General features: G+C 51.8%; 16 protein-coding genes. 8 read left to right on the top strand and 8 right to left on the bottom strand.

The window, feature by feature from the left end; genetic code table 11:
• Window positions 1-35 precede the first annotated feature (35 nt).
• Window positions 36-554, bottom strand: a complete 519-nt coding sequence (locus F4Y64_06155) for a BrxA/BrxB family bacilliredoxin (GenBank protein MXX97182.1) — start codon at window positions 552-554, stop codon at window positions 36-38.
• Window positions 555-670: 116 nt separating this feature from the next.
• On the opposite strand from F4Y64_06155, the gene F4Y64_06150 reads away from it, so the two are divergent.
• The 3 genes from F4Y64_06150 to F4Y64_06140 are packed head-to-tail and all read left to right on the top strand — an operon-like array spanning window position 671 to window position 2,760.
• The gene (locus F4Y64_06150) at window positions 671-1,240 is read left to right on the top strand and encodes a hydrolase Nlp/P60 (protein ID MXX97181.1); all 570 of its coding nucleotides are present in this window, start codon (window positions 671-673) and stop codon (window positions 1,238-1,240) included.
• Between the two features lie 21 nt (window positions 1,241-1,261).
• On the top strand, window positions 1,262-1,738 hold the full coding sequence (gene greA, locus F4Y64_06145) for a transcription elongation factor GreA (protein MXX97180.1): 477 nt from the start codon (window positions 1,262-1,264) through the stop codon (window positions 1,736-1,738).
• Complete coding sequence (locus F4Y64_06140; protein ID MXX97179.1) at window positions 1,735-2,760, top strand: low specificity L-threonine aldolase; 1,026 nt, start codon at window positions 1,735-1,737, stop codon at window positions 2,758-2,760. Before greA ends, F4Y64_06140 begins: the two co-directional genes overlap by 4 nt.
• Here the strand turns inward: F4Y64_06140 and F4Y64_06135 are convergent.
• Complete coding sequence (locus tag F4Y64_06135; protein MXX97178.1) at window positions 2,747-3,400, bottom strand: fumarylacetoacetate hydrolase family protein; 654 nt, start codon at window positions 3,398-3,400, stop codon at window positions 2,747-2,749. The two genes, F4Y64_06140 and F4Y64_06135, sit on opposite strands and share 14 nt — an antisense overlap.
• Before the next feature lie 92 nt (window positions 3,401-3,492).
• Between F4Y64_06135 and rplU the strand changes: the two genes are divergently transcribed.
• The 3 genes from rplU to F4Y64_06120 all read left to right on the top strand — a co-directional run bounded on the left by rplU (window position 3,493) and on the right by F4Y64_06120 (window position 6,253).
• A complete protein-coding gene (rplU, locus tag F4Y64_06130; protein MXX97177.1) occupies window positions 3,493-3,813 on the top strand; it encodes a 50S ribosomal protein L21 in 321 nt (106 codons plus the stop codon).
• A gap of 12 nt (window positions 3,814-3,825) precedes the next feature.
• Window positions 3,826-4,089: a 50S ribosomal protein L27 gene (locus F4Y64_06125; protein MXX97176.1), complete on the top strand. Its 264-nt coding sequence runs from the start codon at window positions 3,826-3,828 to the stop codon at window positions 4,087-4,089.
• Window positions 4,090-4,156: 67 nt separating this feature from the next.
• Window positions 4,157-6,253 carry a peptidylprolyl isomerase gene (locus tag F4Y64_06120; protein ID MXX97175.1) on the top strand — a complete coding sequence of 699 codons (2,097 nt, stop codon included), beginning with the start codon at window positions 4,157-4,159 and terminating at the stop codon, window positions 6,251-6,253.
• Window positions 6,254-6,352: 99 nt separating this feature from the next.
• Here F4Y64_06120 and F4Y64_06115 read toward each other — a convergent pair whose 3' ends face one another.
• Genes F4Y64_06115 through F4Y64_06105 form a run of 3 tightly spaced genes read right to left on the bottom strand, consistent with a single transcriptional unit; the run spans window position 6,353 to window position 9,680 of the window.
• Window positions 6,353-7,498, bottom strand: coding sequence for a cystathionine gamma-synthase (locus F4Y64_06115; GenBank protein ID MXX97174.1), 1,146 nt, complete (start codon window positions 7,496-7,498; stop codon window positions 6,353-6,355).
• A 25-nt stretch (window positions 7,499-7,523) separates the two neighbouring features.
• Entirely contained in the window at window positions 7,524-8,777 is a 1,254-nt protein-coding gene (locus F4Y64_06110) for a tetratricopeptide repeat protein (protein ID MXX97173.1), read from the bottom strand.
• Between the two features lie 60 nt (window positions 8,778-8,837).
• Window positions 8,838-9,680, bottom strand: a complete 843-nt coding sequence (locus F4Y64_06105; protein ID MXX97172.1) for a diaminopimelate epimerase — start codon at window positions 9,678-9,680, stop codon at window positions 8,838-8,840.
• A gap of 65 nt (window positions 9,681-9,745) precedes the next feature.
• On the opposite strand from F4Y64_06105, the gene F4Y64_06100 reads away from it, so the two are divergent.
• Window positions 9,746-10,693 carry a PhoH family protein gene (locus tag F4Y64_06100; GenBank protein ID MXX97171.1) on the top strand — a complete coding sequence of 316 codons (948 nt, stop codon included), beginning with the start codon at window positions 9,746-9,748 and terminating at the stop codon, window positions 10,691-10,693.
• Window positions 10,694-10,913: 220 nt separating this feature from the next.
• Window positions 10,914-12,098 carry an ATP-binding protein gene (locus tag F4Y64_06095; GenBank protein ID MXX97170.1) on the top strand — a complete coding sequence of 395 codons (1,185 nt, stop codon included), beginning with the start codon at window positions 10,914-10,916 and terminating at the stop codon, window positions 12,096-12,098.
• Between the two features lie 409 nt (window positions 12,099-12,507).
• Here F4Y64_06095 and F4Y64_06090 read toward each other — a convergent pair whose 3' ends face one another.
• The 3 genes from F4Y64_06090 to F4Y64_06080 all read right to left on the bottom strand — a co-directional run bounded on the left by F4Y64_06090 (window position 12,508) and on the right by F4Y64_06080 (window position 17,557).
• Complete coding sequence (locus tag F4Y64_06090; GenBank protein ID MXX97169.1) at window positions 12,508-13,248, bottom strand: 4'-phosphopantetheinyl transferase superfamily protein; 741 nt, start codon at window positions 13,246-13,248, stop codon at window positions 12,508-12,510.
• Between the two features lie 74 nt (window positions 13,249-13,322).
• On the bottom strand, window positions 13,323-14,450 hold the full coding sequence (locus F4Y64_06085; GenBank protein MXX97168.1) for a quinone-dependent dihydroorotate dehydrogenase: 1,128 nt from the start codon (window positions 14,448-14,450) through the stop codon (window positions 13,323-13,325).
• Between the two features lie 11 nt (window positions 14,451-14,461).
• Window positions 14,462-17,557 (bottom strand): peptidase S9, encoded by a 3,096-nt coding sequence (locus F4Y64_06080; protein ID MXX97167.1) that lies wholly within the window; start codon window positions 17,555-17,557, stop codon window positions 14,462-14,464.
• Window positions 17,558-17,575 lie beyond the last annotated feature (18 nt).

Raw genomic sequence — 17,575 nt, 5'->3', positions numbered from 1 at the left:
CTGCATTGATCTGTGTAAAACGACCAATGCTCGAATCAGCGGATGATGGAACGAAATGACGACGAAATGGGACTTTCGGCGTAGCTGCCCACCGTTTCGGGACTCTCAGGGCCGTCTTCTGCGGTCTCATCGGTTCCGCAAAACCGATCAAATGCCTGGACTAAATCTATTGCAATTGCCTCGGCACTGCGCCCTTCAATGTGTCTGCGCTCGACAACATACACGACCTCCCCACCCTTAATAAGGGCCATAAACGGGGACGACGGAGGAATGCCAACTAAAAAATCCCGTGCAGAGGCCGTCGCCTCAAGGTCCTGCCCTGCGAAAACCGTTACCGCCCGATCCGGCTGAGTTTCATTCTGCATGGCCAAGCCAACAGCAGGACGCGCCATGGCTGCAGCGCACCCACACACAGAATTGACCACCAGGAGCATCGTCTGATTGGGGGTCATATCAAATGCACTCGCCACCTGCCCAGCCGTTCGCAATTCCTCAACACCCAATCGGGTGAGTTCCTGGCGCATTGGAGATACAAGATGTTCTGGATATGGCATAGTAAAAATAGATGATGAACCGAACTAGCCCTCTGCGTGTACTATTGAGGGGTTAGGATTGATCCTCTGAGCCAGGTTCAAGAATTGCACCAGCCGTTCGCCAAATCATTCATCCCATGCGTGCATACGTTCTTCTCTGCGGCGTCTGCCTCGCGGGTTGCTCTCAGACCGAGCAACTGCGTACACAAGAGCCCTTGCCGTTGCAGGCAGTTTCTTCCGTGAACCCCGCCATACCTTCCGCAGCCATCGAGTCGGAATTGCGTGCCTTTGCAGTATCCTGGCAGGGAACCCCGCACTTGGAAGGCGGAAGTTCCAGGTCGGGAATCGATGCTCCCGGGCTTGTTGTGGCAGTAGCTGACCAAATTCTCGGGCTGTCCTTTCCCCACTCAACGGCGCGGCAACTAGGATTCGGCAAAGAAGTTGAACGCGCCTCCCTCATGCCGGGTGATATTGTTTTCTTCCGACCAACCAGCATGCCGAGACATGTGGGAATCTACCTTGGCTCGCAGGAGTTTCTACATGCTTGGCCGGAAGATGGAGTATCTATCGGACGTATGGATGAACCGTACTGGAGTGGAGCCTACTGGGTTGGACGACGCGTCCTAGTGGGCCAGGATTCAGTGCTTACCCCTATTACGTCAGAAGAGCCTCCTGACAGTCTCAGAAGGCGGCGTGTAGGATGGTAATGATAATGACCTAAGTATGTAATGCCCGTTTATCTCACTGAAAAAGCACTTAATAAACTCAAAGCAGACATTCATCACGCGCGTACGGTGGAACGCAAGCGCATCTCGAATGAAATCGCGGAAGCCCGTGCACATGGGGACCTTTCAGAAAATGCCGAATATGACGCAGCCAAGGAAGCCCAAGGAAAGCTTGAAGCACGTATCGCCCAAATGGAGAATACCCTGGCGGAGGCCCGTGTTCTCGACGAAGATGATGTGGATGCCTCCAAGGCCCGGATCCTGTCTACCGTACGCTTCAGAAACTCACGAACCGGCAAGGAAAAAGTCGTAACGCTGGTGTCTGCTCCCGAGGCAGATATATCCAACGGCCGAATTCCGATTACTAGTCCTATCGGAAAGGGACTCCTTGGGAAGGGAGTCGGTGAAGAAGCGATCATCCATGTACCAGCAGGAGAATTGCACGTGAAGATTCTGGAGATCACTCGAAACGGTCAATGATTGACCTGCGCAGTGACACGGTGACACGCCCATCTGCGGGGATGCGCCGTGCCATGGTACAAGCCGAAGTGGGGGACGATGTCTTCGGAGAAGATCCGACCGTCAAGGCGCTCCAGAACACCGTCGCGGACCTGCTCGGCAAAGAAGCTGCTCTCTTTGTCCCGTCGGGGATGATGGGGAACCAGTTGGGTATCCATGTACATACCCGACCCGGCGATGAAGTGATCGTTGAACGAAAAAGCCACATCTTTAACTATGAGTCCGGGGCCGCCAGCAGCTTAAGCGGAGTTACGCTACATGTCATCGAGGGAAACGACGGCCGGTTTAGTAAACGCCAACTTCTGGATGCGTTGCGGCACGGCCATTACTGGGAATCAAATTCCACTCTGCTCTGCCTGGAAAATACACTCAATATTGCCGGAGGACTGCTGAATCCGCTTACAGAATTACAAGAGCTGGCTGCGTGTGCACACGAAAATGGGCTGGCATGCCACCTCGATGGTGCCAGATTGTGGAACGCTTCGGTTGCCACCCAAATCCCGATGACGGAGTATGCAGCCCCCTTTGATACGGTTACGGTATGCCTTTCCAAGGGATTGGGAGCTCCAGTGGGATCCGTGTTTGCGGGTACGGAAAAAATGATTCGGCGCGCCCATCGGCGCCGAAAAGAGCTAGGGGCAGGAATGCGTCAGACAGGTATTCTGGCTGCGGCCGGTCTCTACGCAATCGAACATCATCTCCCCGACCTTGAACAGGATCATATGCATGCTCGGCAGCTGGCAGATGGTTTGGCCGCTTTTCCCTCCATTCATGTTCGTACTCCAGAGACCAATATCGTCCTAATCTCACTCGCAGATGCAGAACTCACAACCGAAATCCTGCTGAAACGCCTCCGTGACCAGGCAATAGCGATGGTGGCAGTAGGTACCGATACAATCAGAGCCACAATCCACCGGGACCTCGCTATTCAGGAGATTGATACAGTCATCCTGGCGGTCAAGCAGGCGCTTAAAGGACCGTAGCTGTGAGCGGGGGCAGCGAATCACAGATCGCTTCCAATTGATCCCCCTTCACAACCGGACCAACTCCTTCAGGAGTACCGGTATACAGTAAGTCACCGTGCTCCAACGTGAAGATTTGAGAGCAGTACGAGATCAGGTGAGCAACCGAGAAAATCATATCCTGTGTATCTCCATGCTGTCTCGTAACACCATTGACATTCAACGTCAGCTTCAACTGTTGAGGATCGCCGATTTCAGCGGCGGAAACTAGTTCTCCAAGGGGAGCAAATGTGTCAAACCCCTTCGCAACACTCCAGGGCTTGCCCTTCCTCTTTGCCTCAGATTGCAGATCCCGTGCCGTCATGTCCAATCCGATCGCATAGGCCGTCACATACTCAAGACTGCGATTCAACGGAATATCCCTGCCGCTGCGTCCGATCATGGCAACCAATTCCACTTCATGGTGCACGTCCGAGGTCATCGAAGGGAGCCGAATTGAGTCCGGCATGCGTATAATCGCAGTAGATGGCTTCAGAAAAATGATCGGCTGCTTCGGAACTGAGGCATTCATTTCTGCGGCGTGGTCGGCGTAGTTGCGACCGATGCAAAGTACCTTGCCGACACGCACCTGTTCTGCGCTAGATGGATCAGTTAGTATCATCTGAATAAACTGGGGAACCTCTTAAATGTCAAAGCATAACATCGGGCTACCGAAAATTTGCGCGTCGGGTTGACGCTCTTATACCAGAACCAATGTTTGCAGTTGTCAATATTAGCGGAAAGCAATACCGAGTTGCCGAGGAAGATACACTTTTTATTCCCTACGAGGCGGAGGCCAAAGAGGGGGATACGCTTCATTTTCCCGAAGTCCTTCTCGTTGCTGATCAGGACGACATAAAGGTTGGACGCCCTCATGTTGCCGGCGCACAGGTTGTCGGAGAGGTGATTCAGCATGTCCGAGGAGATAAAATTGTCGTTTTCAAGAAAAAACGCCGCAAGCGTTATAAGGTGAAGCGCGGCCACCGACAACAGTACACTCAGATCCGGATTTCATCGCTCTCCATTGGAAAATAGACAAGAGTTATTATGGCACATAAGAAAGGACTAGGCTCCACTAAGAATGGTCGTGACTCCAAGCCCAAGATGCTTGGTGTCAAGGTATATGCCGGCCAGCACATTTCGGCTGGGGGTATTATTGTGCGTCAGAGAGGCACGCGAATCCACCCAGGCATAAATGTCGGCAGGGGCGGAGACGACACGCTCTTTGCTCGTGCAGAGGGAATTATCCGGTTCTCGAGTGGACGCAAAGACCGCAAGATGGTTCATGTTGATCCCGTCGCATCGGCCTGATTCTCTGGAAGTTCCGTCTTGGAACTCAGTACCGTCTATGGTATCAAACTAACGTGTAATCCGCCCAATGGGTACAATGAATCGCATGCGGGAAAACACGGGCATCGTCCTGTGGATTCTCGTCATTTCTTTTGGTGGTCTTTGGGTACTTCAAGACTCCGGTGTTTTTGACACCATCGGCACGGACCCTCTCGGAAAAGTGATTGTAGTTGATGGTGATCCCATCACCCGGGAGGTTTACAGCCAACAGCTGGAAGCACAGCTTGAACAGGTAAGACGCGCCAATAACGGAAACGTACTACCTCAGCAGTTGGAGGTTGAACGTGAACGGGCGTTCAATGCGCTGGTGGAAGACAGGCTGCGCGAACACATGATGGATGAGATTGGTGTGACAGTCAGTGACACTGAGGTTCGGGAACTCATTGTTGGTGAGAACCCCCATTGGATTGTGCGGCAAAATTTTTCTGATGGCCAGGGGGGGATCAATCGTGCGATCCTGCAAAACGTGATTGATGACCCGGCTCAGACACCGATGCTCATCCAACTAGAGCAATTTATTCGGTATGAGCGCCGTGAGCAGCGGCTGAATCAGCTTTTGGAAGCGTCTGTGCGCGTATCAGAGGCGGATGCGAAAGCAACCTGGGAGCTTGAGCAAAAACGTGCAGATGTTGAATTTTTCTTCCTTAGGTATGCAGACGTACCGGACTCCCTCGTCGCAGTTACCGACCGTGACGTATCTCGGTATTACTCGGATAACCGGGAAGATTACGCTAGAGAACGACTCTACTCTGTTCAGATTGCATCGCTCTCTAGATTGCCCTCCCAGGGGGACACACTTGCAATCATGCAAGAGATCGAGCGGCTGCGTCAAGGCTTTGAAGAGACCGATAACGATTCACTGTTCCTTGCCCAGTCTGCCAGTGAGGTGAACTGGTCAGATAATTTTCTCGGTGGCTCCACCTTGTCACCAGCTGAGTTGAGCGCACTCTTCGAACAAGGCACGGTGCCCCAGGAGGGAGATATCATTGGTCCGATTATCGTAAATGGTCAGGCACAACTGATCAAGGTTGCAGCAACGCGTGACGCCGAGGAGAACCATGTCCGTGCACGCCACATCCTAGTGAATTCTGATGACGATCCTGCTGCCGCACGGACCTCCATACAGGATATTCGGCGCAGGATCCAGTCAGGAGAAGATTTCGAAGCGGTCGCCATTGAGATGAGCGACGATCCAGGGAGTGGCTCGAATGGTGGAGATCTTGGATGGTTTGGACCGGGCCGAATGGTTGAAGCCTTTGAAGATGCTGCCTTTGGAGCAGACATTGGAACCTTGGTCGGTCCCATTGAGACAAGCTTTGGATTCCACCTGATTGAAGTTACACACCGGGCACCCGTGGATGTCCAATTATCCCGGCTGGCTTACGCCATCGATGTATCCGTTGCGACGCTGAACGATATCCAGGAATCCCTGGAAGATCTGCGCTACTACGCCGAAGAGGAAGGTGATTTTACGAGTGAAGCCGAACGGCGTGGCACTGCGATTGAGTCCCTGCAGATCCAAGACGGACAGACATCTATTCCAGGATTCGGTCAAAGTTTTTCGATTGAAGCATTCTTGCGTGACGCAGACGTTGGAGATATTAGCCCCGTCATTGAACTCAATGAAGTTGCACTGGTCGTACATGTCGTTGGCATCGAATCTGCGGGCTACGAGCCGCTGGAGACGGTCGAAGTGCAGGTGAGGCAGCTTGCGCTTCTGGAGAAGAAGCGTGACCATCAGATAAATCGGTTGCAATCCGCCTACAATTCGGGAGGATTTGATGGACTTGCCGATGCTCTCGGACTGAGTCCACAGCTTGCTTCGGGCGTATCTTTCGACAATCCTGTTGTCAGTGGGTTAGGACGGGACTATCGGTTTGTTGGCGCAGCTCTGGGACTGGATGCCGGAGAAGATTCCGGGGTACTGACCGGAGATAATGGAGCCTATGTCATCCGAACGAATGCAGTCAGCGAACCTCCTGAAATCTCTGACGACGAACTCGATAACCTGCTGGCTGATCTAACCAGAGATCAGCGGAACCTTGTTCTCCAGGGCTGGATCACTACGCTTCGGGAATCTGCGGAAATTGAGGATCTGAGAACCGATTTACTGCCTCTGCAGTAACGTCTACCCTCACCATCCGGTGGTGGAAGGTTCCTCCGTTTCCAAAAGCTCATTGCACTTCGAGGATTAGAAACAGACCTCAGCCCGTGTAGGCAGATTCTATATCCTGTCAAGTGCCTGTTCTAGGTCCTCGAGCAAGTCTTCGGAATCTTCAACCCCAATGGATAAGCGAATCAGATGATCGCTTATTCCGAGGCTGGCACGTTCCCCCGGGGTCAGGGCACCGTGCGACATGGTTGCAGGGTGCCCGATCAGGCTTTCTACCCCGCCAAGGCTCTCGGCAAACGTGAAGACTCGCAGCGAATGCAAAACCTCTCGTGTCTGGTGCGATGAAGATGTCCTGAGTGTGGCAGACAACATTCCCCCGAAATCCAGCATTTGCCTTTTTGCCAAGCCATGTCCCGGATCTGACTTCAGCCCCGGATAATTGACCTGGGCGACTTTCGGGTGGCCATCAAGGTACGCCGCAACCGCCTGTGCATTGGAGCAATGGCGTTCCATGCGGACATGAAGGGTTTTTGCACCTCGGAGCACTAGAAAACAATCCATCGGACCGGGGATCGCGCCGACGCACTTAACCTGAAAACGTAAATGATCTGCCCACTCTTCGTTGTTCGTACACACAAAACCGCCGACAAGATCAGAATGGCCTCCAAGATACTTGGTCGTGGAATGAAGGACTAGGTCCGCACCCAAAGAGAGCGGCTGTTGCAGGTACGGTGAAGCGAACGTGTTATCTACCACGACCGATGCATCTACCGAATGAGCGCATGCGGCAATGGCTTGAATGTCCATAACCTGGATCAGGGGATTTGTAGGAGATTCCATCCAGACTACCTTGGTTGCAGGCCTCAGTGATTGCATCACTGCATCCATGCTGGTCAAATCCGTAAAGGTTACCTGTACTCCCATGGGAGCAAGTACAAGCTTCAAATAGCGATAATTCCCCCCATACATATCTTCAGAGGCAACAATATGATCTCCGGGGCGCAGCGCCCGCAAGATCGCGTCGGTTGCAGACATCCCTGAGGCAAAAGCAATCCCATGTGCTGCACCTTCAAGGCTCGCGAGATTCTCCTCCAACATCGTCCGGGTTGGGTTTGCTGCCCGTCCATACTCATACGCAGTCGTGCTGCCTGCGGGCGGCTGCCTGTAGGTGGCGGTTTGATAGATCGGCGGCATGACTGAACCGGTAGCCTCATCCGGTTTTTGACCGGCATGCACGGCCCTCGTTGCAAAACGCATGGGTTTGGTAGTATTTGGTGGGTAATTAACGCCCCGACTGTCTAGCACAGATGCTGGCCTCCTCTGCACGAGATCTTTGGTTGGTCTGTGCATAGGCCAGATACAACGCATGACAAACACTGCCGAGGTCTGATAAATCATTCTCGAGTAGGCGTCTGGCAGACTCTAGGTGTGTGATCGCCTGACTGAAGTGCTCCGATTTTGACTGTTCTATGGCTTCTTTTCGTGCTTCCAGTCGCTCAATTTCACTTGGAGCAATCCTTCTGCCATTTCCTTGCAACGAATCTTCTACCGCCTGAAAACTCTTGTCAACCTGAACCCCGAGATTCACATGGGCTGCTCCAAGATTAAAAAGGGCATTCACATAGGACGAGTCCAGTGCAACTGCACCTGAGAGCATCCTGATTGCACCTTCATAATCTTCCTGATGCAACAACAACGTGCCATAATTATAGAGATAGATATGATTATCCTGTTCCACAGGAAAGATCTCTTCAAAAAAGGGTAACGCCTCCGCAGTCACCTCTGACATTGCATATGCATTCAGCAGCAACTTTCGAATCTCTCCATCGCCGGGGTAATGCTGCCGTGCTGTTTGTAGGGTCCTGACCATCTGACGGTAATAGCCGGGTTGTGCGTCTGGATCAACAAGCTCAACCGCCATCAACTCATATGTCCGTGCCAAATAAATAAATAGATCACGATCTGTATGTCCCAAGGCAATTGCCGATTCATAGGCATCTGCGGCTTCTTGCGCCTGCCCAGCGTTGTAGTACGCATGGGCTTCATTAATGAGTGCACTCACAGAATCTGGAATGATCATTGAAGCATTCCGAAAATGGCGTGCTGCTGCCGTGAACTGGTTTGCACGCTCGTGTCCCCCCAACTGATCTGCATCCTGATATGCCTCCATTGCCAGAGCGAACTCATTACCGTACAAAATGAACCGCTGCCTTGTCACATGTGCATTATTTTCTGGGGCCAGTGTCACTGCCTGAGCGTAAGCCCCAATCAGCTCTCCCACATACCCGGTTCGCTCAGCGCCGTCCGATACCTCAGGGAGCATTTCAGAAAGGATATCTCCCTTTAGGAGAAATGCTTCTGAATTATTGGGCTCGTTTTCCAAGGCTCTATTGATATTGGTGAGTGCACGCTGATAATTTTTATTGCGTAAGTCAAGTCTGGCACCTTCAATATTCGGATTACTTCTGCAGCCACTGGCTGCTACAAGAATCAAAATCATAAGCAACCCGCTCATGATTGGCAGTGCGTGTTTCATATTATGGAAGTTTTTTTTTGAGTCACCGCCATTACGCAGGCAGACCAAATGTAGTTTCTTTTATTCGGGAATGTCCAGCTCCATAGAACCACGATAGACGAATTCAGCAGGTCCCTCCAAGTATACACGATCCTCTTCTAGGCCTACCGTCAGCGTTCCCCCTAGCATCTGCACATTGCAGACATCTGATGAAATGTGTCCGGATTTTCGTGCAGCGACCACGCTTGCGATTGCACCGGTTCCGCAGGCTAGTGTTTCTGCTTCTACCCCCTTTTCGTAGGTCCGGACATGTATCCCTGTGTCTGGTGACTCAGGATCCAACGTAACAAAATTGATATTCGCTCCTTCCGGCCGAAGTACAGGATCATGACGCAGTCGCTGTCCCCATCGCTCTACCGGCAGTTGGTCGACACCGGACGTAAAACATACGAGGTGCTCTGTTCCAGGCCACAGATAATGTACTGAAGTGATTGCTCCCGGGATCTCCTTGTTCAGTTCAACAGAACTATCGTAATCCCGGGGGGCCTCCAAGTATATGCGCACCGGCGCATCTCTGGAGACATGGACCTCGCAGATCCCTGAAGCTGTCTGCATGTGTACGGTGGTCTTATGAAACCCGCTCTCAAATGCAAACTTGGCCAAACAACGTGCTCCATTCCCGCACATCGTACCTTCACTGCCATCAGCATTGACATAGATCATCCGATAATCTGTATCTGGATGCTCAGCAGTTGCCAGTGCCAGTACTCCATCTGCTCCTATCCCAGTCCGCCTTGGGCATAGTTGTTGAGCGATCTGTGAGAGTTCTGAAACCGAAAACTCATAAAACCGGTTATCCACTACGATAAAATCGTTCCCGGCACCATTCATTTTCGTAAATTCAACTATCAATGCACGCTTCATCGGACACATTTATTACCCTGCTCGGTTGAACCCCCGAGTATTGATTTGGAACCAAACGCAAACAATTGGCAGAAACTACTCTCACGCTTGATCAGGCCGATCCTCTTCTACTGTTTGGCACGCACGACGTGCACTTGAAGCGAATTGAGTCTGCTTTCCCAAATATCCAGATCACTGCCCGAGGAAATCAGATCCATCTTCGTGGCCCAAGCGGTTCGCTTGATTTGATTGAGCATGCGTTTGCCGAACTTGCATCCGTTGCTGGCCGGAATGGGTCTGTGACTTCAGGAGATCTTGACACCATCCTCGCAATGGCAACTGCCAATCCACGTCCATCGAATAAGGGAATCGGTGATGTGGTATTGTACACGTCTTCGGGTGGCATGATCAGGACGAAAACCCCTGGTCAGGCCCGGCTACTGGAGGCTACCCGCAAGAACGATATTGTATTTGCCATTGGTCCGGCTGGTACCGGAAAGACATATCTGGCCGTAGCACTGGCGGTTGCAGCACTAAAAGCACGACAGGTGAAGCGCATTGTCCTGTGCCGACCCGCCGTGGAAGCAGGGGAGCGACTTGGATTTCTACCGGGGGATTTCCGGGACAAGATTGATCCATACCTGCGCCCGCTCTATGATGCTCTGGAAGAGTTTCTACCTGCTGAGAAGCTCTCCGCGCATATGGCTGACCATGTCATAGAAATCGTGCCTCTGGCCTTTATGCGCGGACGCACATTGAATTCTTCCTACGTCATCCTGGACGAAGCACAAAATGCGACGGCGATCCAAATGAAGATGTTTCTGACACGTCTCGGAATCAATAGCCGCGCCATCGTGACGGGGGATCTCACACAGATAGATCTTCAAGATTCGCGGCAAAGTGGCCTCTTGGAGGCAGAGTCCATCCTCCAGAAGATCAATGGCATCAGCTTTGTATACTTCAACAAGATTGATGTCGTGCGCCACCGTCTCGTCAAGGAAATCATTAACGCTTACGAGAAGAGCGAAGATTGACCACCTCTCCATTGTATTCATGTCGTGATGAATATTATTAGGGGGCCCCGACATCGGCAATCACAGCCATGGTAGACTGGTTAAGTTCTCCGGTGACTCCCGTAATTCAAGTGCGTCAATTGTCGAGAAATGTGCAATTTCCCTGTCTACACACGGAAACAATTTACATTATCAATCATTTATTCTTGCAAATCGAAAAGATAATTTCATATTTGCAAGGATGTTGGCCCGTAACGCATTTCCACAGGTGCGTAAAGCACTGAATCGACAGGCTGCCACGGCATTGCTTGGGCCCCGTCAGGTGGGTAAGACTACGCTGGCCTTGGAGATTGCAGGCACGACTGAAGCACTATATCTTGACCTACAGTCCGGCAGCGATCGGGCACGGCTGATTGACCCTAGGTTGTATTTGCGTCATTACGAAGATCGACTTGTGATTCTGGACGAAATCCATCGAGTGCCTGATCTATTTTCTGAATTACGTGGTCTCATTGACGAGGGGAGGCGGCGCGGCCGGAGAACCGGAAGATTTCTCCTTCTCGGGTCAGCAACCATGGACCTGCTTAAACAGGCAGGGGAGAGTCTAGCGGGGCGAATCGAATTTGTGTCTCTCAATCCTCTCAGCGTCCTTGAAGCGAACGCGAATGCTCAGGATTCTCTATGGGTTCGCGGCGGTTTTCCAGACAGTTACCTCGCGGCCAATGACGACGACAGCCTAGTATTCCGCCAGAGTTTCATTCGCACATATCTGGAGCGTGATTTGGCGGAATTTGTGCAGGTTCGAATACCTACTGAAACCCTCGAACGACTCTGGATCATGTTGGCTCACAGCCAGGGGGGAATCCTGAACGTGGCGCGGTTGGCGAGCAACCTATCCATGAGTGCCCCCTCAGTGTCACAGTACATTGATGTACTGACTCGCTTACTCCTCGTGCGGCGACTTACACCCTATTCGGCCAACACCCGCAAGCGGCTTGTCAAGTCTCCCAAGATCTACATCCGTGACAGCGGCCTGTTACATGCTCTGTTGGGTATCAAACAGTTACACGACCTTGTGGGACACCCCATCGTCGGAGCTGGTTGGGAAGGGTTTGTAATCGAGAATCTCCTTTCTGATGCTCATCCCAGAACGCGTGCCAGCTTTTACCGAACGTCCGCGGGAGCTGAACTTGACCTTATACTGGAGATTCCTGGATTCCAACGGCCCATAGTCATTGAAATCAAGCGCTCACTCACTCCAAGTCTCGGCAAGGGATTCCACAATGCCATTAGTGATATTGAGCCAGAGCGTACCTTTGTGGTGTATGCGGGCGAAGACCGCTATCCGGTAGGGGAATCAATCGAAGTCATCGGGCTCCGCGAAATGGCCCTACTGCTTTCAAAGCCTAATCTGCTGCGATCGTAGAGATCTGCTGAGTGGAATGTAATTGAACTGTTCAGTCGGCAGCGAGGATGTTGGGACCAATCAGTTGCCTGTAGGGGCAACCTTGGAGAGTCGACTGCCCTGCCTCCTTAGAGCTCATCAGACTTTATGAGGTTCTCAGAGTACTCTTCAACTCCCTGCACCCACCTCACGGCAATGGGGAAGGCATCGGCATTCCAATAGCCAGGAAAGATACGCTGAGAAGTATCGCCTTTTTGAGAGGGGTTGCTACGGAAAAAAGGCATATCTACGAACCTCTTGCAAGAATCCCTCGCATGGATGCATAAGCCGATTATTAACCCTGAGGGTGACGGTTTGGAACGCCATCAAAGTACAAATCGTGGAATTATTTCATGTGCGGAGAGGGAAGGACTCTGGATATGCCGATGGTTCAGGTTTCAGTATGCGAGGTATAATTTGGATCGGAAGAGACGATTTCGGAGGCAATTGCTGCGGTGTACTGCTGGGTGCTCAAATCCTGAAGCTGCCAGTGGGTAGCTGGATCGCTAGGGGATTGAAAGATTCCCCTTGGAGCCCCGTGGCGGACGTTCTGGGGGAGTTCAATCTTGGTGAGATCGGTGGATAATCCGGTCCCGAGTCCCTTGAGCAACGCCTCTTTCAGCGTCCAGTATCTAAAAAACAGTCTCGCCTTTTTTGCGCCTTTGACCGATAGGATCTCTTCCCGCTCATTCGGGCCAAACACCATTTCGGAAATCCCATCAAAATCTCTCTTGCGTAAACCCGCTTCCACATCCACCCCCACACGCAATCCCTCCCTAATCGTAATCAGTCCATGAGGGTCACTGTGACTCACATTGAATCTGATGGAGACTGGCTTCCCGTGCAATAAAGCATATGGTTTGCCGTGATCTGCGGTAGCAATCGAAAGCTCATAGTTATTACATCCAAGTTGCTGGCAAAGCAGATAACGCAGTGCCGATCGGCAGAATGCAAACTCCCTTCGTGGACGATCAACTTGATACCGCTGCCAACGCTGCCGCTCCTGCTCATGAAGCCAACTGACTGCATGCCGCTCGTGAGCCTCGTCAAGAGCTAAATCAATGTGGACTACACTCACCGTACCGATTCGGCAAACAGGGCGGATCCATGATTGAATCATATCAGCCTGCATGGTAAAAAGACATGGAATCAGAAATCCTTTGCTCAGAAACCCAGTGAATTGAACAACAAACGCATCCGCATACCTCAAACACCGGGAATGAATGGCAAATCGGCAACACTTGTAGACTCGCCAATGCCCGGTGCAGTACCTACAGCAGATACAATTGATGCGTATCCACTGGATTTCAGCCGCTGAACCAACCCTCGCTTTATACTCTGGACAAACTTCGGCCCCTCATAGATGAGTGCGGTATAGATTTGCAGGAGACTAGCACCCGCACGGATCATCTGATAGGCATCTTCCGCTGAGGAAATACCCCCAACTCCAATAATTGGATAATCGGGGCCAACACAGGAACGAACATACCTGACCATTTGAACTGACCTTGGATAGATGGGCGGGCCACTGAGTCCCCCGTTACCGATGGCATCTAGGGATTCCTTGTCGGTCACGAGCCCAAGACGGTCCTTGGCTGTATTTGTCACGACAAACCCATTCACTCCATGGTGGACCGCGATCTTTAGGAGTGCATCCGTCCGGCTGTCATAGATCACCTTTGGGGTATCTGGAGGGGAGAGCTTCATCAGGACTGGAACATGGTTCCCCACCTGATCCATCAGAGCATCCAAGAGTGAATCCAGGTGCTCCGGTGCTTCGAAGCTCTTCCCGTCTACAGTATTGGGACACGAGATGTTGATCGTCAAGTAATCGGCATACGGCAAAAACCGCAAAGCACACTGGCAGTAATCCTCAATGGCCGGTGAGCTTCCATCTACTCTGGCAATACTCACGCCAATCGGCATTTTAACTGCAGAGCAGCGGGATAAACGCTGGGCAACCCGGCGCGAACCCTTGCTGGGAAGTCCCAATCGGTTGATGATCGCACGATCTTCCGGGAGGCGAAACAACCGCGGCCTCGAATTCCCGGGTGAACGGTTCACTGTAACCGAACCTATCTCTGCGTGGCCAAACCCCAGCCTGTCCCAAAATGAGACCAGTAAAGCATTCTTGTCACATCCTGCAGCTAGACCAATCGGATTGGGAAAACCCAACCCCCATACCTCTTGATGAAGGATGGGGTCATCAAACCCAAATGTCTTCTCCAAATACGCCGGCGCAATCCGGTCTGCAAGCCATGCGGCACTAAAACCTAACCGGTGAGCTAATTCAGGATCCAGCCCGAAGAGTCGGCGCAGCAGAATGGAATCCATCTCACACTACGTTACCAGCCAGGTAGTAACTGGAATCCAAAATGTGCCCCCTTATCCGGCCGCTGGAATGGGTACGCGTAGTAGATCTCAAAGATTATATAACCTAGCAGATTGAATCGAGCCGATGGGCCTACACTGACCACCGGCACACGCTCCACCGTATCCTGCTCGAACTTGAGCATTTTGAGTGGATCATCTCCTTGATTCCAAGCCATCCCTGCATCAACAAAGCCGACCAATTCTAGTGGTAGATAGGGGAAGTTGAACAGCCCCAGCGCCTCCGTTCCAAATAATGGCAGACGGATCTCAGCGCTTGCCATCGCCGTTCGCGTCCCATAGAGGCGCGCGAATACCGAACAGGTGATATCTTGACATTCTTCCGCAAAATCAAAAGAACTATAATTGTATCCGCGAACGAAGCCCCGATGGTATGGATAATAGAGGTACTCCCGTGAAAAAATCTGATCCTGATCACCCCCGAAATTTCCTGCGAGCATGCCCCGAACCGCAAACGTAACCGGCTCATAGAAGAAGTAGCGCCGATAATCAACTAATACACTGACGAAATTGTCCGTCCCAAAGCGAGGGACAACCTCAAGCCGGTACCGTCCCCCCTGGGAAGGTGACGTAAAGCCGAAATTGCTGAAGTCCCCAACGTAGGCCAAACCCGCATCGAAGTAATAGAACCCGTCTGGCTCGCACGCCCACACGGTTTGTCGCTCCTCGGGCGTCAGGTTGCTGCACTTATCTGCATTCCTGCGCTCTCTCTGAATCCCAAACGGCGTATATGTGTATGTGTAGGCCTGAATATCAAACCCGTAGCGGGTGAATCCCCCGAAAACCTCCAGACGACGGGTCGTTGAAAAAGGATACGAACCAATTCCACGAACCTGATCCAAATAAATCCGCTGCCGTAAATCCTGGACAACAAACTGTCCAAACTGATTGAAGCCCTGTCGCGGGATGCCATACAGGTACGGAATATGGGCGACCAGACCACCATAATTAAACCGTCGACCACGATTCATGTACTGAACCATCCCCCCTATATCCCGGAAAGTCCCGTTCGCCTGCGCCACAACCGCCAAATTCCGATTCCCCAACATATCGCTGAAATAAAACCCAACGCCCCCAGAAGCACCACCCCCGTAATACCCCCCTACAGATACGCCAATGGACGGAGGCGCAACGTAATCTAGACGCAGGCGTGAATCATATATCTTTTCAACCGTGGTACGAGGCTCTGGCAGCCCGGTCAAAGGGTCATCCAGATAATTTTCAACCAGCCCCTCATTCGCCGCACTTTGGGGCGGCAGAATACTGGCTTGGGACGGTACACTACTTTCGACGAGGTTTCCCATCGCTTCATCCTCCTCAAGTCCAAAGACTGAGTATCCGCCGTCATAAAAGACAGAGTAAACAACCCGTCCATTCTGAGAGGCTACACTCATCGTAGGCGAAAGCGCTGTAATCCCGCTGACCCCCGTTTTTAAATTTGTCACACGGTACGTAGCCTCTTCACGTAAATCGTACCGATAAATATCAGAAAATCCATCCTGATCACTCACGAAATACAAACTCTGTCCGTTCGGCGAGAATTGTGGATTGATGTGTTTCCCGTTCACAAAAGGACGCAGGGTACTGTGTGTACCACTTTCGAGATCAATCAATGAAATACGGGTGTCGGCATACTCCAGGGTTTCAAAATTTGTCCCCTCCGGCCCTCGATCTGTGACTACTGCAATCGTCCGCCCATCTGGTGACCACGCTGGCTGTAGGTCAGCAAACCGGTCACTGGTAATCTGTCGAGCCTGCTGACTCTCTATATCATATATGTACAGGTCGCTGATTCCGCCATCAATTCCCGAGAATGCAATGGATCGACCATCTGGTGACCACGCAGGGTTGCTGAGCGCACTTACCCCACCCACACTGATCCGTCGTTCAATTGCACCACTATCCAGATCCCATATCGAAATCTCATTGTCTCCCTGAACGAAGGTTACAAATGCAAATTGTTTCCCATCAGGAGACCAGGAGCCTGCGGAACTGATAAAGCGGATATTGTCAAAATGGGGATTCGTGTTGGTTGACTGAAGTTTGCGGATGGTTTCTCCTGTTGCTGCATCTGCAATGAACAGATTGATATTGAAAATATCCCTTTCACTTAGGTATGCGATATACTGCCCATCCGGGCTCACAGAAGGGGAAAGGTTCAGGGCACCACCACTGAGCTCTTCCGAAAGGATGGCAGTTCCTGCACTGTCTGGATGCGTACGTGACTCCATCAGGGGCAGGTATGCCTCTTGGATCGCCTGTGCCCATTCGACTGAAAGCGAATCAGCCGTAATCCCAATTGTATACACAAACGCGGAGTCAACCCCTACGCGCCCACCTAACTTGAAAAGATTCGTGACCGCGGCATCGCCATATTTACCTCCGATGTACGCTAGGTAGGCCTGTCCATACCGGTACGGGAAGTACTTATTGCTCCGGGTCATGTCCTCAATAGTCGGCAAATCATCCCGCAAAGCTGCATCACGCATCCACATGGCCGTATGTGCATCTTCACGTCCCACTGACAGATACTCTGCCATCCCTTCCACAAGCCAAAGCGGAAGAAGTTGAAGGGCAAACCGGGAGCTGTCTCCGCGCGACAGCCCAATATCATATTGGAAACTGTGCACCAACTCGTGCCCCAGTACATGGTCCGTCTCCTCGTAAATTCCTGTGAGTGGCATAACCACCCTCTCTTTCAGGCTTTCGGTCACCCCTCCAGTACCCTGACCTATATGTCCTCCGATTACATTGGTCTGCTGAAAATCGGCATCGTTGGCATAAAAAATGATCGGTTTGCGTTCATGGAAATCGCGTAAGAAGGTTCGGGAATGCCGGCGATACCACCGTTCCCCCATACGGGACGCATCCGCAACCGCATCCTTTGCTTCCGGGTAAAAGTAGAATTCAAAGTGGGGAGTCTGAAAACTCCTGAACTCGAATCGATCGTATTGGACTTTATTGCGCCCGAACTGCTGTGCCAGTACAGGGGAGACCCCGACAAGAACCTGTAGAACGATGAACGCCGTGATCTTCAAGACATTTCTCATGGAGTTATTCCGCTGATC

This window comes from Rhodothermaceae bacterium (assembly GCA_009838195.1).
Classification (GTDB): Bacteria; Bacteroidota; Rhodothermia; order Rhodothermales; family Bin80; genus Bin80.
Note: the sequence above shows the minus strand (reverse complement) of the source record. Positions and strands in the feature narration are given on the sequence as shown.